Genomic DNA, 15,434 nt, shown 5'->3' on the forward strand with positions numbered 1-15,434 from the left:
CCACCGCAAGGGCGGTACGGGCAACGCGGCACGGCTCGGGCTGATGGCCGGGCCGGTCGCGTTCTTCGCGCTGTTCTTCGCCTACCCCGTCGCCGCGATCGTCGCCCGCGGTCTGAAGGCCGACGGGGTCTGGCGGTTCGGGCGGATCACGGACGTACTCGCGCAGTCCGACATCCGGCACGTGCTGTGGTTCACCACCTGGCAGGCGCTCGCCTCCACTGCGCTCACCCTGCTGGTCGCGCTGCCCGCCGCATATGTCTTCGCGCGCCTCGACTTTCCGGGCAAGCAGGTCCTGCGGGCCGTCGTCACCGTCCCGTTCGTGCTGCCCACCGTCGTCGTCGGCACGGCGTTCCTCGCGCTGGTCGGCCGGGGCGGACTGCTCGACGACCTGTGGGGCGTACGGCTGGACACGACCGTGTGGGCGATCCTGCTGGCGCACGTCTTCTTCAACTACGCGGTCGTCGTCCGCACGGTGGGCGGCCTGTGGGCGCAGCTCGACCCGCGCCAGGAGGAGGCCGCGCGGATGCTGGGCACCTCGCCCCTGACGGCCTGGCGCAAGGTGACCCTCCCGGCGCTCGCCCCCGCCGTGGCCGCCGCCGCCCTGATGGTGTTCCTGTTCACCTTCACCTCCTTCGGTGTGGTGCAGATCCTCGGCGGTCCCACCTTCTCCACCCTCGAGGTCGAGATCTACCGGCAGACCTCCGAGATCTTCGACCTCTCCACGGCCGCGGTCCTCACCATCGTCCAGTTCGTCGCCGTGGGCGCGATCCTCGCCGTGCACGCGTGGACCGTACGACGCCGGGAGACCGCGCTGCGGCTGGTGGACGCGTCGGTGACGGCGCGCCGGCCGCGCGGGGCGGGGCAGTGGGCGCTGCTGGCCGGTGTGCTCGCCACCGTCGCCGTACTCCTCGTGCTGCCGCTCGCCGTGCTGGTGCAGCGGTCCCTCGACACCCCCGGCTTCGGCTACTACCGGGCGCTGACCCGCGAGGACGGCGGTACGTTCCTGGTGGCGCCGATCAGCGCGATCCAGAACTCGCTCCAGTACGCCGTCGCCGCCACCGCCGTCGCGGTGTTCATCGGCGCTCTCGCCGCCGCCGCGCTCGCCCGCCGGGACGCCGGCCGGATCGTCCGCGGATTCGACGCGCTGCTGATGCTGCCGCTGGGCGTGTCCGCGGTGACCGTCGGCTTCGGATTCCTCATAGCCCTCGACAAACCGCCGCTGGATCTGCGCCAGTCCTGGATCCTCGTACCGCTCGCCCAGGCGCTGGTCGGTGTGCCCTTCGTCGTACGGACCATGCTGCCCGTGCTGCGGGCGGTGGACGGGCGGCTTCGTGAGGCGGCGGCCGTGCTCGGGGCGTCGCCCTGGCGGGTGTGGCGGGAGGTCGATCTGCCGATGGTGCGGCGGGCGCTGCTGATCGCGGCCGGGTTCGCCTTCGCCGTGTCGCTCGGGGAGTTCGGCGCGACCGTGTTCATCGCGCGGCCCGACAACCCGACACTGCCCGTCGCGGTGGCACGGCTGCTCGGACGGCCTGGCGATCTCAACTACGGGCAGGCGATGGCCCTGTCGACGATTCTGATGGTGGTGTGCGCGGTGGCGCTGCTGGTCCTCGAGCGGCTGCGGACCGAGCGGACGGGGGAGTTCTGATGCTGCTGAGCCTTGAGGCCGCGACCGTGCGCTTCGGCGGGCGGGCCGTGCTCGACGCCGTCGACCTCGAGGTCGCCGAGCACGAGATCGTGTGTGTGCTCGGGCCCAGCGGCAGCGGCAAGTCGACGCTGCTGCGGGCGGTGGCCGGGCTCCAGCCGCTGGACCTCGGACGGGTGTCGCTGGACGGGCGCGACCAGGGCGGGGTCCCCGCGCACAAGCGCGGGGTGGGGCTGATGTTCCAGGACCATCAGCTGTTCCCGCAGCGGGACGTGGGTGGCAATGTGGCGTTCGGGCTGCGGATGCGCGGGGCGGCCAAGGGGGAACGGGACGCCCAGGTAGGGGAGTTGCTGGAGCTCGTGGGCCTTCCGGGCGCCGCCCGCCGGGCCGTCGCCGGGCTGTCCGGCGGTGAGCAGCAGCGGGTGGCGCTGGCGCGGGCCCTCGCGCCCCGGCCCCGGCTGCTGATGCTGGACGAGCCGCTCGGTCAGCTGGACCGCTCGCTGCGGGAGCGGCTGGTCGTCGAACTCCGGGAGCTCTTCGGCCGGTTGGGCACCACCGTGCTGGCCGTGACGCACGACCAGGGCGAGGCGTTCGCGCTCGCCGACCGGGTGGTGGTGATGCGGGACGGGCGCATCGCCCAGTCCGGAACGCCCCTCGAGGTCTGGCAGCGCCCGGCGGACGAGTTCGTGGCCCGCTTCCTCGGCTTCGACAACCTGGTGCCGGCGACGGTCGCGGGGGCGGCCGCGGTCACGCCGTGGGGCAAGCTCCCGGTGCCGCAGGACGCGCCGCAGGGTGCGTGCTCGCTGCTCGTACGGCCCGCCGGGGTGCGGCTCGTGGCGGCCGACGAGGGACTGCGCTGCACGGTGACCGCCCGCACCTTCAAGGGCACCCATGTCGCGGTCCATCTCCGGCCCGAGGACGACGGCCCGCGCCTTGAGGCGGCATGCGCGTTGCGGGCGGCGCCGGAGGTCGGGGCGGCGGTCGGGGTGGAGTTCGACCCGGCCGAGATCGTCGTACTCGGCTGATCATCTGCGCCCTGGAGAAGACCACGTTCGGCTGAACGGCCGAGGCCCGTCCCCCGGGGATACGGGGACGGGCCACGACGGTGTACGGGAGTGAAGTGAGGCGTCAGCGACCGTTGTTCGCCCCACGGCGGCGCATGCCGAAGAACACGGCACCGCCACCGATGACGACCAGGGCGGCCGCGATGCCGGCGATCAGACCGGTGTTGGAGTTCGCACCGGTCTCGGCGAGGTTCGAGTCACCGGCCGCCGGGGACGGCGCGTTGCTCGAGGTCTGTGCCGGGGCGGTGCTGGTGCTCTGAGAAGCCGACGGGGTCGGGGAGTCGGTCTCGGCCGGAGCGGACTTCGACGGCGACGGGGTGGCCGACGGGGTGGGGGTCGGGCTGTCCTCGGCCTTGCAGGCAGTGGACGGGGTGGTCAGGTTCGGCGCGATGTCCGCGTCGACCTGGTTGCCGGCCTTGACGTGGATACGGTACGTCGCGTTCGGCTTCCAGTCCTCGGCGAAGGTGACCGTGGTGCCTTCCTTGGAGCCCTTGATGTTCTCCGGCTTGCCGACCTTCTTGGCGTCGGCGCCGTTGTTCTCCAGGAACACGGTGACGACGGCCGGGGTACCGGAGCCGTCCTTGTCGGTGACGACGATGACGCCCTTGGAGCCGTCACAGGTGGCTTCGGCGGAGAACTCCTTGATGTCGCACGCGAGCGCGTTGCCGGCGAGGCCCAGCACCAGCGCGGCGGAAGCGGAGGCGACACCCAGGATGCGCACGGAACGTGCACTGCGGCGGGTTATGGACACGTTTGTCCTTTACGTATTGCACAACTGCGGGGGGTTGAGGGGCAGATGAAGCAGTGATGAGGTGAGGCTCCAGCGCCCCAGGTGACTCACAGGTTTATAAGCGCTCCATCGGCAGTGTCAATGCATATGCCGCCTACAGGTGTTGACTTTGCCCGCTCGTTAACCGCCGAGACGTTTCAACGCCTCCGGAGCCTCCTCGATCCGGTCAACCAGGGCGATTCCGGCCTCCATCCGCCGTTCCCCGGCGAGCGCTTGCGGCAACGGCCAGGCCGGCAGCCGCTCCGTCCAGTGCGCCCGGTCCACCAGCACCATCGGCGTGGGCTCGCCCCGCGACTCGTAGTAGTTGGGAGTCGCGTTGTCGAATATCTCCTGTACGGTCCCGGCGGCGCCCGGCAGGAACACCACGCCCCCGGTGGCGGGCCGGCAGGCCGTCCTCGCGGACGGAGTTGGCGAAGTACTTGGTGGGGGTACCCCCTGCTCGAACGAAGTTGAGAGCTTGGGGGAGTGCGCGGCGAGGCGTTGGGCGGTTCATGGCCGTAGAACCAGGTGGGGATGCCCACGGAGCCCCCGCCGCCCGGCCGGCGGTCGCGCACCTCGAAGGCCGCGCGGGCCCAGTCGGTGACGGACGGCCGGAACGACGGTGCCTTGGCGAGGAGTTGCAGCGCCTCCGTCAGCATGTCGTCGTCGAACGGGGCGGCGTACGCGCCGAGGTTCGCCGCCTCCATGGCGCCCGGTCCGCCGCCGGTGGCCACCGTGAGACCGGTGCGCGCCAGCTCACGGCCGAGGCGGGCGGCGCCGCCGTAGGCCTCCGTGCCGCGGGCCATGGCGTGTCCGCCCTCCCCCACGCTCGAATCAGCTCGCGCGGGAGGTGCCCCCATCCCCCACCACCCGTGTGTCCACGAGGAGTTCGTCGAGCGCGTCGGAGACGGCGTCGTCGTGGACGGCGCGCGGCATGGAGGCGTACACGTCCCCGTCGGCCTTCGTCCGCTGGAACCAGCCGTAGGCCCGCGCGTCCGGAGTCGCCTCGTATCCGTTGTCGAGCGAGTCGAACAGTTCGTCGGGGGAGTAGACGAACCCCCGGTACGGGTCGAAGGGGAGGTCCGGTACGGGCGGGAACACCAGCGCGCCCGCCACCCGCACCCGGGCGGCGGCCTCGGGGTCCATCGGGCAGCCGAGGAAGACGGCCCCGGTGGAGTCGACGGAGAGCAGGGCGTCCGTACGGCCGGTCAGATCGACGGCCTGGACACGGAACCGGGCGAGCGAGCCGTGTCCGGCGACGACCTCGTCGAACTCGGCGGGCGACTCGATCTCATGGTCGTGGGCGGCACGGTCGGGCTGGGCGGGTGCCGGATGCACCCGCCCATGCCGGCACAGGCGTTCGGGGTGGCGAACCGGTATCCCGTCAGCCCTGCACCGCGGCCGGGTCCATCCACACGACCTCCCACGTGTGGCCGTCGAGGTCGTCGAAGGCGCGGCCGTACATGAAGCCCTGGTCCTGGGTCTCGCCGGTCGCCGAGCCGCCGGCCGCGATCGCCTTGTCGACCAGCTCGTCGACCTTCTCGCGGCTCTCGGCGCTCAGACAGATCAGCACCTCGCTGGTCTTCGTCGAGTCGGCGATCTCCTTCTTCGTGAAGTCGGCGTAGCGCTGCTTGCTCAGCAGCATCGCGATGATCGTGTCGCTGATCACGACGCAGGCGTTGTCGTCGGTGCTGAACTGCGGGTTGATCGAGTAGCCGAGCTCCGTGAAGAACTTCTTCGCGGCGTCGACGTCGTTGGTGGCCAGGTTCACGAAGATCATCTGCTGGTACATGCCGTTCTCTCCCTCGGGGGTCGTGCCGTTCGCAGGGGTAGACACCGGGCCGCCGGAGAAATCATCGGCGGTCCGCGAACTTTTTCCGCGGATTCTCAGTGGGCCAGCGGGAGCGCCGTCAGCTGCGCGGTCACCAGCGCGAGCGGGGCGAAGAGGGCGAGCAGGGCGCCCGCGCGCAGGGCGGCGGCGCTGCGCAGCATGCGCGCGGGCGCACCGAGACGGAGCAGGGCCGCGGTGGTGTCGGCGCGGGACTGCCTGGCCGCCACGGCCGCCGTGAACAGCGTGGCCGTGGTGCAGCCGGTGACCAGGAGGGTGCCGAGGACGGTCAGCGGGCCGAAGAAGGAGGGTACGGCGCCGCCGTACAGCGCGGTCATGGCGTACGTGCCCGACGCGACCGCGCAGACCACGCCCACGGGGCGGCCGATGCGGCCGGCCTCCGCCATGAGGACACGGCCGGCCAGGAGGCGGAGCGCTCCCGGGTGCGCCGCCTGCAGCAGGCGGCCGCACAGATGGGTGAGGCCCGGGGCGGCCAGGATCAGGCCCAGGGCCGTCAGGGCCCAGCCGGCCAGTACTCCGGCCGTACCGCCGACGGCGTCGCCGGGGAGGGCCACGGGGCCGGAGCGGCTCGTGTACGCCTCGACGGCGAGGCCGGCGGCGAGGACGGCGAAGCCCCAGGGGAGCCCGGCCGGGGAGCCGTGCGGGTCGGGAGCGAGGGTGCCGGTCCATCCCGGGGCGTGCGGCGCCGCCGCGTGGGGGTCGGTCTCGTGGTCCGGGTCGTGCGAGGTGCCGTCGGCCGGTGCGGGGACGCCCGTGGCCGGGGCGCCCGGTGCCGGGACGCTCGTGGCCGGGTGGGCGTCCGTGGCCGGGTGTGCGTCCGTCTCGGTGTTCCGGCCGCCCGGGGCCGGGCGGCGGCGCCGATCCTCAGGCGTGTGCCGAAGCGGCCGTACGCCCCGAAGGTCTCCCGCGATGCCGCGTGGCCGTACGACCCGAAGCGGCCGTCCCCGCGAGCGGTGCGGCCGGCCGCGGGGCGGGTGTCCCGGGGGCGCAGCGTGAAGGCCACCGCCGCGGACGCGATCCCCGGTACGAGTGCGAGCAGGGTGAGCGTGCCCGGCAGTGGGAGGGGCTCGCCTGCCGCCAGGAACTCCTTCGCGGCGCCGTCGAAGGGCATGCCGGTGAGGTCGCCGCGCAGATGGAGGAAGAGCAGCAGCGCCAGCATCGAGCCAAGGGCGCAGGACAGGGCCGTCGTGACCACGGAGATCGCCATCAGCCGGGCCGGGCCGAGACCGAGGGCCGAGAGGCCGGGGCGGGGTTTTGTGCCGGGGTCGGTGCGGGCGACCCCGACCGCGAGGTACACCGTGGCCGCCAGGGGCAGCGCGCACCAGGCCAGGCGCAGGGAGCCGGCGGCGGGGGCGGCGGGGGCGGCGGGGTCATCGGGGTGGCTCAGCGCGTAGCCGAGGGCGGCCAGGAGCAGGAAGCCCGTGCCCGCGGCGGCCGTGGCCACGAGGAGGCGGCGCAGCTGGACCGCGGGGTGGGCGACCCGGGTCAGGCGGAGAGCGAGCACGCGGCCCGGCCTTCCGTATCGGGCGCCGGAGGCAGATGCACGGTGTTCACGCGCCGCCCGTCCAGCAGGGACACCGTGCGGTCGGCGAGGGCCGCGGTCTCGGCGTCGTGCGTGGCCAGCACCACCGTGATGCCGTGCGAGCGGGCCGCCGTCATCAGCGTGCGCAGGACGTGGGAGCGGTCGGCGCGGTGCAGCGGCGCCGTCGGCTCGTCGGCGAACAGGACGGTCGGGGCGGGGGCCAGGGCGCGGGCGATGGAGGCGCGCTGCCGTTCGGCCTGGTGCAGTTGGTGCGGGCGCCTGCGGGCCTTGTCGCCGATGTCGAGACGCTCCAGCCACTCGAGGGCGGCGGTCTTGGCCCGGCGGCGGCTGGTGCCGCGCAGCATCAGGGGGAGGGCCGCGTTCTCCCAGACGTTCAGCTCGGGCAGGAGCAGCGGTGCCGGATCGATCCAGCTGAAGCGGTCCCGGCGCAGCCGCTCGCGGCCGACGGGGCCCATGCTGTGCAGGGGCACGCTGTTGAACCAGACCTCGCCGTGCCGCACCGGCACCAGGCCGGACAGACAGCGCAGCAGGGTGGTCTTGCCGCTGCCGCGCGGGCCGCTGACGGCGAGGATCTCGCCCTCCCGTACGCCGAGCGAGACGCCGGCGAGCGCGGGCGAGCCGTCGGGGTGCCGGTGGTGCAGGGAGCGTGCCCAGAGCACGTCGTTGTCCGGCGGGGCCTCCATGGCGTACACCTCGGTTCTGATCCGTTTTCCCGTGCTCGATCCCCCGTGAGGCCCCGTCGTCGCACGCCCGCCTGCCCTCCGGACGGGCGACGGGAATATGACGAAAGGGCCTTCCGGGGGAACGAAAGCCGGGCCGATCGGTCACTGGCACGCTAGGCAGGTCCCGGCGGGAGGCCGGACAGCACACGGCCCCGGGCGTCCGTTCTCACTCGAACGGACGGCACCGGGGCCGACGTTGATCATCCAGGCGGAAGATCAGAGCTTCGTCCACGCCTCCGTGAGCGTCGCACGCAGGATCTGCTCGATCTCGTCGAACGTGTCCTGGTCGGAGATCAGCGGCGGGGCGAGCTGGACGACCGGGTCACCGCGGTCGTCGGCACGGCAGTACAGGCCGTTCTCGTAGAGCGCCTTGGAGAGGAAGCCGTACAGCACGCGCTCGGTCTCCTCCTCGCTGAAGGACTCCTTCGTCGCCTTGTCCTTGACGAGCTCGATGCCGTAGAAGAAGCCGTTGCCGCGGACGTCGCCGACGATCGGCAGGTCGTGCAGCTTCTGCAGGGTGGACAGGAACGCGGACTCGTTGTCGAGGACGTGCTGGTTGAGGCCCTCGCGCTCGAACAGGTCCAGGTTGGCCAGGCCCACGGCCGCGGAGACCGGGTGGCCGCCGAAGGTGTAGCCGTGCAGGAAGGTGTTGTCGCCCTTGTAGAACGGCTCGGCGAGGCGGTCGGAGATCACGCAGGCGCCGATCGGGGAGTAGCCCGAGGTCATGCCCTTGGCGCAGGTGATCATGTCCGGGACGTAGCCGAACTTGTCACAGGCGAACATCGTGCCCAGGCGGCCGAAGGCGCAGATGACCTCGTCCGACACGAGCAGCACGTCGTACTGGTCGCAGATCTCGCGGACCCGCTGGAAGTAGCCGGGCGGGGGCGGGAAGCAGCCGCCGGCGTTCTGCACGGGCTCCAGGAAGACCGCGGCGACGGTGTCGGGGCCCTCGAAGAGGATCTGCTGCTCGATCTGGTCGGCGGCCCAGCGGCCGAAGGCCTCCGGGTCGTCGCCGAAGATCGGGGCGCGGTAGATGTTGGTGTTCGGAACCTTGTGCGCGCCCGGCACCAGCGGCTCGAAGGGGGCCTTCAGGCCCGGCAGGCCGGTGATGGACAGGGCGCCCTGCGGGGTGCCGTGGTAGGCGACTGCGCGGGAGATGACCTTGTACTTGGTCGGCTTGCCGGTGAGCTTGAAGTACTGCTTGGCCAGCTTCCAGGCGGTCTCGACCGCCTCGCCGCCGCCAGTGGTGAAGAAGACCTTGTTCAGGTCGCCGGGGGCGTAGTCGGCGATGCGCTCGGCCAGCTCCACGGCCTTCGGGTGGGCGTAGGACCACACCGGGAAGAACGCCAGCTCCTGGGCCTGCTTGAAGGCGGTCTCGGCGAGCTCCGTGCGGCCGTGACCGGCCTGGACCACGAACAGACCCGCGAGACCGTCCAGGTAGCGCTTGCCCTTGTCGTCGTAGATGTAGGTGCCCTCGCCCCGGACGATGGTCGGGACGGGGGAGTTCTCGTACGAGGACATGCGGGTGAAGTGCATCCACAGGTGGTCGTACGCGGTGCGGCTGAGGTCCTTCTGGCTCACGGTTATCGGGTTCCCCACATATAGGTCTGCTTCTTGAGCTTGAGGTAGACGAAGCTCTCGGTGGAGCGCACGCCGGGCAGCGCCCGGATGCGTTTGTTGATGACGTCCAGCAGGTGGTCGTCGTCCTCGCAGACGATCTCGGCGAGGATGTCGAACGAGCCCGCGGTCATCACCACGTACTCGACTTCCGACATGTCAGTCAGCGCTTCCGCGATCGACTCGACATCGCCCTCGGCGTTGATACCCACCATCGCCTGCCGCCGGAAGCCCACGGTGAGCGGGTCCGTGACGGCCACGATCTGCATCACGCCCTGGTCCAGCAGCTTCTGGACGCGCTGGCGCACGGCCGCCTCGGACAGGCCCACGGCCTTGCCGATGGCGGCGTACGGACGGCGGCCGTCCTCCTGGAGCTGCTGAATGATGGCGAGGGAGACGGCGTCCAGCTGGGGGGTGCCGTTCCTGGACTCGCGGGAGTCCCTCTGGTCTGCGCTTCGACTGGCCACGAGCTCACTGTGCACGACGTCTCGACACTTCCGCAAGGCCGTATCGATGAAATTCGTTGTTTGTGTGACCCAGTCCTGCGGATTTCGCAGAAGTGGCCCCGATGGGGGTGTTGAAAACGTGGGACCGCGGATTAGGGTGGGTGTCTCAGCGATTGGACAGCTTGAACCTGATCAGGAGGCCGGCAGTGAGCACCGAGCTGCGTGGGCTGCGCACACTACGGAACTACATTGACGGCGAGTTCCGGGACGCCGCCGACGGACGGACCACCGAGGTGGTCAACCCCGCGACGGGCGAGGCGTACGCGACCGCACCGCTGTCCGGGCAGGCGGACGTCGACGCCGCCATGGCGGCCGCCGCCGCGGCCTTCCCCGGCTGGCGCGACACGACGCCCGCGGAGCGGCAGAAGGCCCTCCTGAAGATCGCGGACGCGTTCGAGGAGCGCGCCGAGGAACTGATCGCGGCCGAGGTGGAGAACACGGGCAAGCCGACCGGGCTGACCCGCTCCGAAGAGATTCCGCCGATGGTCGACCAGATCCGCTTCTTCGCGGGCGCCGCCCGCATGCTGGAGGGGCGGAGCGCCGGTGAGTACATGGAGGGGATGACCTCCATCGTCCGCCGCGAGCCGGTCGGCGTCTGCGCCCAGGTCGCGCCGTGGAACTACCCGATGATGATGGCCGTGTGGAAGTTCGCCCCGGCGATCGCCGCGGGCAACACCGTCGTCCTGAAGCCCTCGGACACCACCCCGGCCTCCACGGTCCTGATCGCCGAGATCCTCGGCTCGATCCTGCCCAAGGGCGTCTTCAACGTCATCTGCGGCGACCGTGACACCGGCCGCCGGATGGTCGAGCACCCCACCCCGGCGATGGCCTCCATCACCGGCTCCGTCCGGGCCGGCATGTCGGTCGCCGAGTCCGCGGCCAAGGACGTCAAGCGCGTCCACCTGGAGCTGGGCGGCAAGGCGCCGGTCGTCGTGTTCGACGACACCGACATCGCCAAGGCCGTCGAGGACATCTCCGTGGCGGGCTTCTTCAACGCCGGCCAGGACTGCACGGCCGCCACCCGCGTCCTCGTCCAGGAGTCCGTCCACGACGAGTTCGTCGCGGCGCTCGCCAAGGCCGCCGCCGAGACGAAGACCGGCCAGCCGGACGACGAGGACGTGCTGTTCGGCCCGCTCAACAACCCGAACCAGCTCCAGCAGGTCACCGGCTTCATCGAGCGCCTCCCTGCCCACGCCAAGGTCGAGGCGGGCGGCCACCGGGTCGGCGACAAGGGCTACTTCTACGCCCCGACCGTCGTCTCCGGCCTGAAGCAGGACGACGAGATCATCCAGAACGAGGTCTTCGGCCCGGTCATCACCGTCCAGTCCTTCACCGACGAGGACCAGGCCGTCGAGTGGGCCAACGGCGTCGAGTACGCCCTCGCCTCCTCCGTCTGGACCAAGGACCACGGCCGCGCCATGCGGATGTCCAAGAAGCTCGACTTCGGCTGTGTGTGGATCAACACCCACATCCCGCTGGTTGCCGAGATGCCGCACGGCGGCTTCAAGAAGTCCGGCTACGGCAAGGACCTGTCGGCGTACGGCTTCGACGACTACACCCGCGTCAAGCACGTCATGACGTCGCTGGACGGCTGACGCCACAAACCCGCGGCCCCGGACGGAGGACAGCCCGTCCGGGGCCGCGGTGTCTTTCTGCGCGGCGGGCGGACCGTCGCGGGGCCGCGCGACGAGGGGGCCCGCCGCCCTTGAGGGGGCTGCCGCGGGTGCGGGGGCTGGAGTGCGTCGTGGCCGGAGGCCTGGTCGTCAACATCGCCGACAATGCCGTACGGCATGACCGCCCGGCGGGGGAGGGCAGTTGGGCTTCTGTCCGGACCGGGCGGACGCGACGCATCCGCACTGCGGGCTGACCGTGGAGGTCGGTCCGGCTCCGGTCGGTCCGCGTCCCCGCGCGGGGACCTGATCGTATCGACAAGGTGTCGGCTACGTCCGGGCCCGCTCGACGCACCGTCGATTGTCCGGCCGCAGGCCGGGGAGGCATGCTGCCAGGGTGCCCCAGACTTCTTCCCACACGCCCGCGCTCTCCCGCCGCTCCCTGCTGCGCGCGCTGGGCGGCACCGCCGGGCTCGGCGCCCTCGCCGGCTGCGGGGTGCCCGCCGCGTACGTGAAGCCCGGCGACCGCGCCGTAGCCGATCTGTCCGCCAAGGACAAGAAGCTGACCTGGGCGAACTGGCCCCTCTACATCGATACGGACGACGACGACCCGAACAAGCGGCCGACGCTCGAGGCCTTCGAGAAGCGCACCGGGATATCCGTCGACTACATCGAGGAGATCAACGACAACGACGAGTTCTTCGGCAAGATCAGCCCGTCGTTGATGAACCACCAGTCGACGGGCCGCGACCTGATCGTCATCAGCGACTGGATGTGCGCGCGGTTCGTGCGGCTGGGCTGGGTCCAGAAGATGGACCGAGCCCGGCAGCCCAACGTGGCGAAGTACCTGGACCCGCTTCTGCGCTCGCCCGCCTTCGACCCCGGCCGCAGGTTCACGGTGCCGTGGCAGTCCGGCATCACCGGTATCGCGTACAACCGCCGCAAGCTGGGCCGCGAGATCCGTCATGTCTCCGACCTCTGGGCGAGCGACCTCAAGGGCCGGGTGACCCTCCTGTCCGGCCTGGACGAGGCGTTCGCGCTGCTCATGCAGGGCAACGGCGTGGACATCACCAAGTGGACGGCGGACGACTTCCACGGGGTGTGCGACCAGGTGGAGAAGGAGGTCCACCGGGGCCAGATCCGCCGCTTCACCGGCAACGACTACACCAAGGACCTGGTCAGCGGGGACGTACTGGCCTGCCAGGCCTACTCCGGCGACGTCATCCAGCTCCAGGCCGACAACCCCGACATCCGCTTCGTCGTCCCCGAGGAGGGCGCGGAGCTCTGGTCGGACTCCCTGATGATCCCCAACCGCGCCCGCCACAAGGCCAACGCCGAGCGGTTGGTGGACTACTACTACGAGCCCGAGGTCGCCGCGGAACTCGCCGCCTGGGTCAACTACGTCTGCCCGGTCCCGGCGGCCAGGGACGTCCTGGCGTCCTCCAAGGACAAGGACACCGCGGCCCTCGCGGACAACCCACTGATCTTCCCGGACACCGCGATGCGCCGCCGCCTGGCGATCGCCCGGGACATCAAGTCCACGGAGCGGGTGGAGTTCGCGAAGCGCTGGAACAAGCTCGTGGGGCTGTGACGACAGCGATGCCGTTGTGTGACGAGGATTTTTAGTTGGCACAAAAGAGGGATAGTTGGCACCATGATCGGCTGCCACTTGCAGAGTTGACGGCGCATCACTTCGATGCACGGCCTGGGCGGCGTTTGAGCGATCTCGCGGATACGGGGTGCCGAGGTTCATTCCGCTGTCGGTGGTGATCGACGCCTGCTGCCAGGCGAGGTTCATCTGCGCTCCGGCATCTGCTCGGGCCGTAGCGACGAGGGCCGCGTAAGGGCCCGGATGCTTCGATCTGGAGCCGCGGGCGGACCTCAACTCTTGACGGCCTCTGCGATCTGCGCATGTTGGGCGAGGCCCGTGCTGATCTCGCGCCAGCACTGCTCGACCAGGACAGTCATGGGCATGTGGCCTGGGCGGCCGGGTCAGCGTGGAGGACGAAGTGCTGCGGAATGCGGGCCCGGGCGCGTCTTCTCAGGAGTGCCGAACCGCTGACTGTCCGGCCGCGATGACACCCGTGCTGGACGAGGCATTTCGAGCCTGCCGGTGTGCCGACCTGGCTCCGCTGATCCGGGGAGAGGCCGGCCCTCGCCCGACCTCCCGCGCAGTGGCGACGTAGCCGAGCCGTACGTCCCAGTGGCCACCTCGCCAGGTGAGGGTGACCGTGGACAGCGGCGGCACAGTGAGGTGCCAGAAGGCTCTTGCCGGTACGCCCAGAGCATGGATGAGCGCTGCCCGGATCACGGCTGCTTCGGTGATGGCCACGGTGTGGCCCGTGGCGGGCTCCATGAAGCTCAGCCAGTCCGCTGTTCGGCGGCAGAGCCGGCGTACGGACTCACCTTCGTGTGGTGCGGCATCCGGATCGGTGAGCCAGGCGGTGAACCCGTCAGGATCGGTTGCGGCGACGTCGTCGACAGTACGACCGCACCATTCACCGAGGCCGAGATCGCGCAGCGCAGGCTCGGAGACTGCCGCCAGGCCGAGGGCGTCAGCGGTCTGCGTGCAGCGGACCGAAGGGGCCCGGACAGTCGGGCCGTGGGGAGGGAGCGCTTCTGCCGCGGCGCCTGCCTTGCGCAGGCTGCACTCGCTCAGGGGAGCGTCACCGAGAACCGGATCCAGGGTGGCGTCACCGCCGGGCGCACACAGGAACGTCAGGCAGATCGTCATCGGACGGACCTCCTTCTTGGCCCGGCACGGCTGCCGCCACGTCGGGACTCGTGCGCTCCAGGGTCGTCGGAAACCCTCCCGGCGCACCATCCGCCTGATGTCCGGAACCACCCCGCCAGTCGGCCGACGCGGCTCCGCCACCAGGGCGAACTCGGTGTGATCCATCCGATCCGCTCAGTGAGCCTTGGAGGCGGCGACTGCCGCGGCCGGGGTGTCACGCAGGCCGAGGCGCAGGTGCTCGACGTGATACAGGGCCTGCTCCAGCAGTTCGGCGACGTGGTTGTCGTACCTCGGAGCGGGCCGCTGCGGGCCCGGCGGGACAGGGAACACGGGATGTGCCTGGGCCTATAGGCGAGGACACCGGTCAACGCCCCTGCGGTGGTTACGCACCCAGGCCGGTGCACGCCAGCCTGCTGTCCACTTTGGCGCAGGCTTCCACTCCTTGGGGTGATGCCACGGCAAGCATCGGGCTGGCCCAGCCACCCGAACCGTCGCCCGGATACGTCACGGACAGCACGTTGCTCCCGGACCGGACGGAGATGACGCGAGCGGCCGAACTCCGCGCCTGGAGCTCGGCCCAAGCGGTGCCGCAGGACGGGGAGTACTCCAGCCGCACCACGTACGAGTCGGCATGGACGTGGGCTTTGGTCTGCGCATCGCGGTCGCAGTCGGAGAGGTCAGGTAGCTGTCCCTCACAGGCCCTGCCCCGGCACGAGGAGCCCACCGCGGGCCGTTCGCCCGGACCACCGGGCGAGAAGCCCACGGCGGGCCGCTCGCCTGGATCACCGGAGCGGTTGGCCAGGAATGGGATCACGGCCACCGCAGCAGCAGTGACGACCAGGGCAAACGCCGACAGCAGCAACCGGGAACGGGCGGGCCGTGCCACGGGGGCGCCGCCCGGCGGCGCCCCCGGGACCAGCGCATGATCGGCCTCCTGCCACCGGACCAGCACCGGCGCGGGGTCGACGCCCGCCAGCCGGGCGAGTTCCTCCACGGCCGAACGAGGGGGCCGCTGGACGCCGCGGAGATAGCGGTGCCAGGCGGACTTGCTGTACGGGGTGCGCGCGGCCAGGGCCGAAAGACTGAGACCAGTGCGCACCTTCAGCCCGTGCAGCTCCCTCACAAACGGGTCATCGACCTGCGCGCTGCCCAGCTCGTGCAGCTCCCGCAGCCGGTTCACGACTCGACCGGTCTTGATCTCCCCCAGACGGATCAGCGGGCGCTTCGGACGCGGCTTCCCGGCCGCCTTCGAGGTCTTCCTCACCACGCTCGAAGTCTTCGCCACCATCTGGTTCCCAACCTGGGAACCCGCCATGACCACCCAGACCGACGACACCGGCGTACCGCAGTTCGCCGGGAAACTCGACACTCCATCGTG

Annotated in this window: 13 protein-coding genes and 3 pseudogenes; 4 read left to right on the top strand and 12 right to left on the bottom strand. The window is 71.0% G+C overall.

The annotated features are described in order from the left end of the window. Nucleotides 1-43 precede the first annotated feature (43 nt). Together N8I87_RS29175 and N8I87_RS29180 are read left to right on the top strand one after the other, a co-directional pair. Nucleotides 44-1,645, top strand: coding sequence for an ABC transporter permease (locus N8I87_RS29175; RefSeq protein WP_263216723.1), 1,602 nt, complete (start codon nt 44-46; stop codon nt 1,643-1,645). Next, nucleotides 1,645-2,667 carry an ABC transporter ATP-binding protein gene (locus N8I87_RS29180; RefSeq protein WP_263213214.1) on the top strand — a complete coding sequence of 341 codons (1,023 nt, stop codon included), beginning with the start codon at nt 1,645-1,647 and terminating at the stop codon, nt 2,665-2,667. The genes N8I87_RS29175 and N8I87_RS29180 overlap by 1 nt, the downstream gene beginning before the upstream one ends. A gap of 103 nt (nt 2,668-2,770) precedes the next feature. On the opposite strand, the gene N8I87_RS29185 is transcribed toward N8I87_RS29180, so the two are convergent. From N8I87_RS29185 to N8I87_RS29215, 8 genes and pseudogenes are all read right to left on the bottom strand, one after another. Further along, nucleotides 2,771-3,457 carry an LAETG motif-containing sortase-dependent surface protein gene (locus tag N8I87_RS29185; RefSeq protein WP_263213215.1) on the bottom strand — a complete coding sequence of 229 codons (687 nt, stop codon included), beginning with the start codon at nt 3,455-3,457 and terminating at the stop codon, nt 2,771-2,773. Between the two features lie 159 nt (nt 3,458-3,616). Next, nucleotides 3,617-4,813 (bottom strand): annotated as a pseudogene (locus tag N8I87_RS29190) (LOG family protein). A gap of 46 nt (nt 4,814-4,859) precedes the next feature. Further along, nucleotides 4,860-5,267, bottom strand: a complete 408-nt coding sequence (locus N8I87_RS29195; protein ID WP_263213217.1) for a VOC family protein — start codon at nt 5,265-5,267, stop codon at nt 4,860-4,862. Nucleotides 5,268-5,362: 95 nt separating this feature from the next. Then, nucleotides 5,363-5,878 (bottom strand): hypothetical protein, encoded by a 516-nt coding sequence (locus N8I87_RS44085; RefSeq protein WP_317633501.1) that lies wholly within the window; start codon nt 5,876-5,878, stop codon nt 5,363-5,365. Then, nucleotides 5,818-6,828, bottom strand: coding sequence for a hypothetical protein (locus N8I87_RS29200; protein WP_317633502.1), 1,011 nt, complete (start codon nt 6,826-6,828; stop codon nt 5,818-5,820). Before N8I87_RS29200 ends, N8I87_RS44085 begins: the two co-directional genes overlap by 61 nt. Then, nucleotides 6,810-7,550, bottom strand: a complete 741-nt coding sequence (locus tag N8I87_RS29205) for an ABC transporter ATP-binding protein (RefSeq protein ID WP_263213218.1) — start codon at nt 7,548-7,550, stop codon at nt 6,810-6,812. The genes N8I87_RS29200 and N8I87_RS29205 overlap by 19 nt, the downstream gene beginning before the upstream one ends. A 255-nt stretch (nt 7,551-7,805) precedes the next feature. Then, nucleotides 7,806-9,188, bottom strand: coding sequence for an aspartate aminotransferase family protein (locus N8I87_RS29210; protein ID WP_263213219.1), 1,383 nt, complete (start codon nt 9,186-9,188; stop codon nt 7,806-7,808). After that, a complete protein-coding gene (locus N8I87_RS29215; RefSeq protein WP_263213220.1) occupies nt 9,173-9,688 on the bottom strand; it encodes an Lrp/AsnC family transcriptional regulator in 516 nt (171 codons plus the stop codon). Before N8I87_RS29215 ends, N8I87_RS29210 begins: the two co-directional genes overlap by 16 nt. 170 nt (nt 9,689-9,858) lie before the next feature. Between N8I87_RS29215 and N8I87_RS29220 the strand changes: the two genes are divergently transcribed. Next, entirely contained in the window at nt 9,859-11,307 is a 1,449-nt protein-coding gene (locus N8I87_RS29220) for a gamma-aminobutyraldehyde dehydrogenase (RefSeq protein ID WP_263213222.1), read from the top strand. A gap of 412 nt (nt 11,308-11,719) precedes the next feature. Beyond that, nucleotides 11,720-12,913 carry an ABC transporter substrate-binding protein gene (locus N8I87_RS29225; protein ID WP_263213224.1) on the top strand — a complete coding sequence of 398 codons (1,194 nt, stop codon included), beginning with the start codon at nt 11,720-11,722 and terminating at the stop codon, nt 12,911-12,913. Nucleotides 12,914-13,230: 317 nt separating this feature from the next. Here N8I87_RS29225 and N8I87_RS44090 read toward each other — a convergent pair. The 4 genes and pseudogenes from N8I87_RS44090 to N8I87_RS29240 form a co-directional block, all read right to left on the bottom strand. Further along, nucleotides 13,231-13,296: pseudogene (locus tag N8I87_RS44090) on the bottom strand (ATP-binding protein); the annotation flags it as partial. A 67-nt stretch (nt 13,297-13,363) separates the two neighbouring features. Next, a complete protein-coding gene (locus tag N8I87_RS29230) occupies nt 13,364-14,056 on the bottom strand; it encodes a histidine phosphatase family protein (RefSeq protein WP_263213226.1) in 693 nt (230 codons plus the stop codon). 174 nt (nt 14,057-14,230) lie between these two features. Beyond that, a pseudogene (locus N8I87_RS29235) lies at nt 14,231-14,344 on the bottom strand (transcriptional regulator); the annotation flags it as partial. Nucleotides 14,345-14,438: 94 nt separating this feature from the next. Beyond that, nucleotides 14,439-15,323 (bottom strand): helix-turn-helix domain-containing protein, encoded by an 885-nt coding sequence (locus N8I87_RS29240; protein ID WP_263213228.1) that lies wholly within the window; start codon nt 15,321-15,323, stop codon nt 14,439-14,441. Nucleotides 15,324-15,434: the final 111 nt, after the last annotated feature.

This window comes from Streptomyces sp. HUAS 15-9, from assembly GCF_025642155.1.
Lineage (GTDB): Bacteria > Actinomycetota > Actinomycetes > Streptomycetales > Streptomycetaceae > Streptomyces.

Excerpts from the sequence above, each read along its gene's own strand:
- N8I87_RS29180 (WP_263213214.1), top strand. The coding sequence starts at position 1,645 with ATGCTGCTGAGCCTTGAGGCCGCGACCGTGCGCTTCGGCGGGCGGGCC.
- N8I87_RS29230 (WP_263213226.1), bottom strand. The coding sequence starts at position 14,056 with ATGACGATCTGCCTGACGTTCCTGTGTGCGCCCGGCGGTGACGCCACC.
- N8I87_RS29205 (WP_263213218.1), bottom strand. The coding sequence starts at position 7,550 with ATGGAGGCCCCGCCGGACAACGACGTGCTCTGGGCACGCTCCCTGCAC.
- N8I87_RS29195 (WP_263213217.1), bottom strand. The coding sequence starts at position 5,267 with ATGTACCAGCAGATGATCTTCGTGAACCTGGCCACCAACGACGTCGAC.
- N8I87_RS29175 (WP_263216723.1), top strand. The coding sequence starts at position 44 with ATGGCCGGGCCGGTCGCGTTCTTCGCGCTGTTCTTCGCCTACCCCGTC.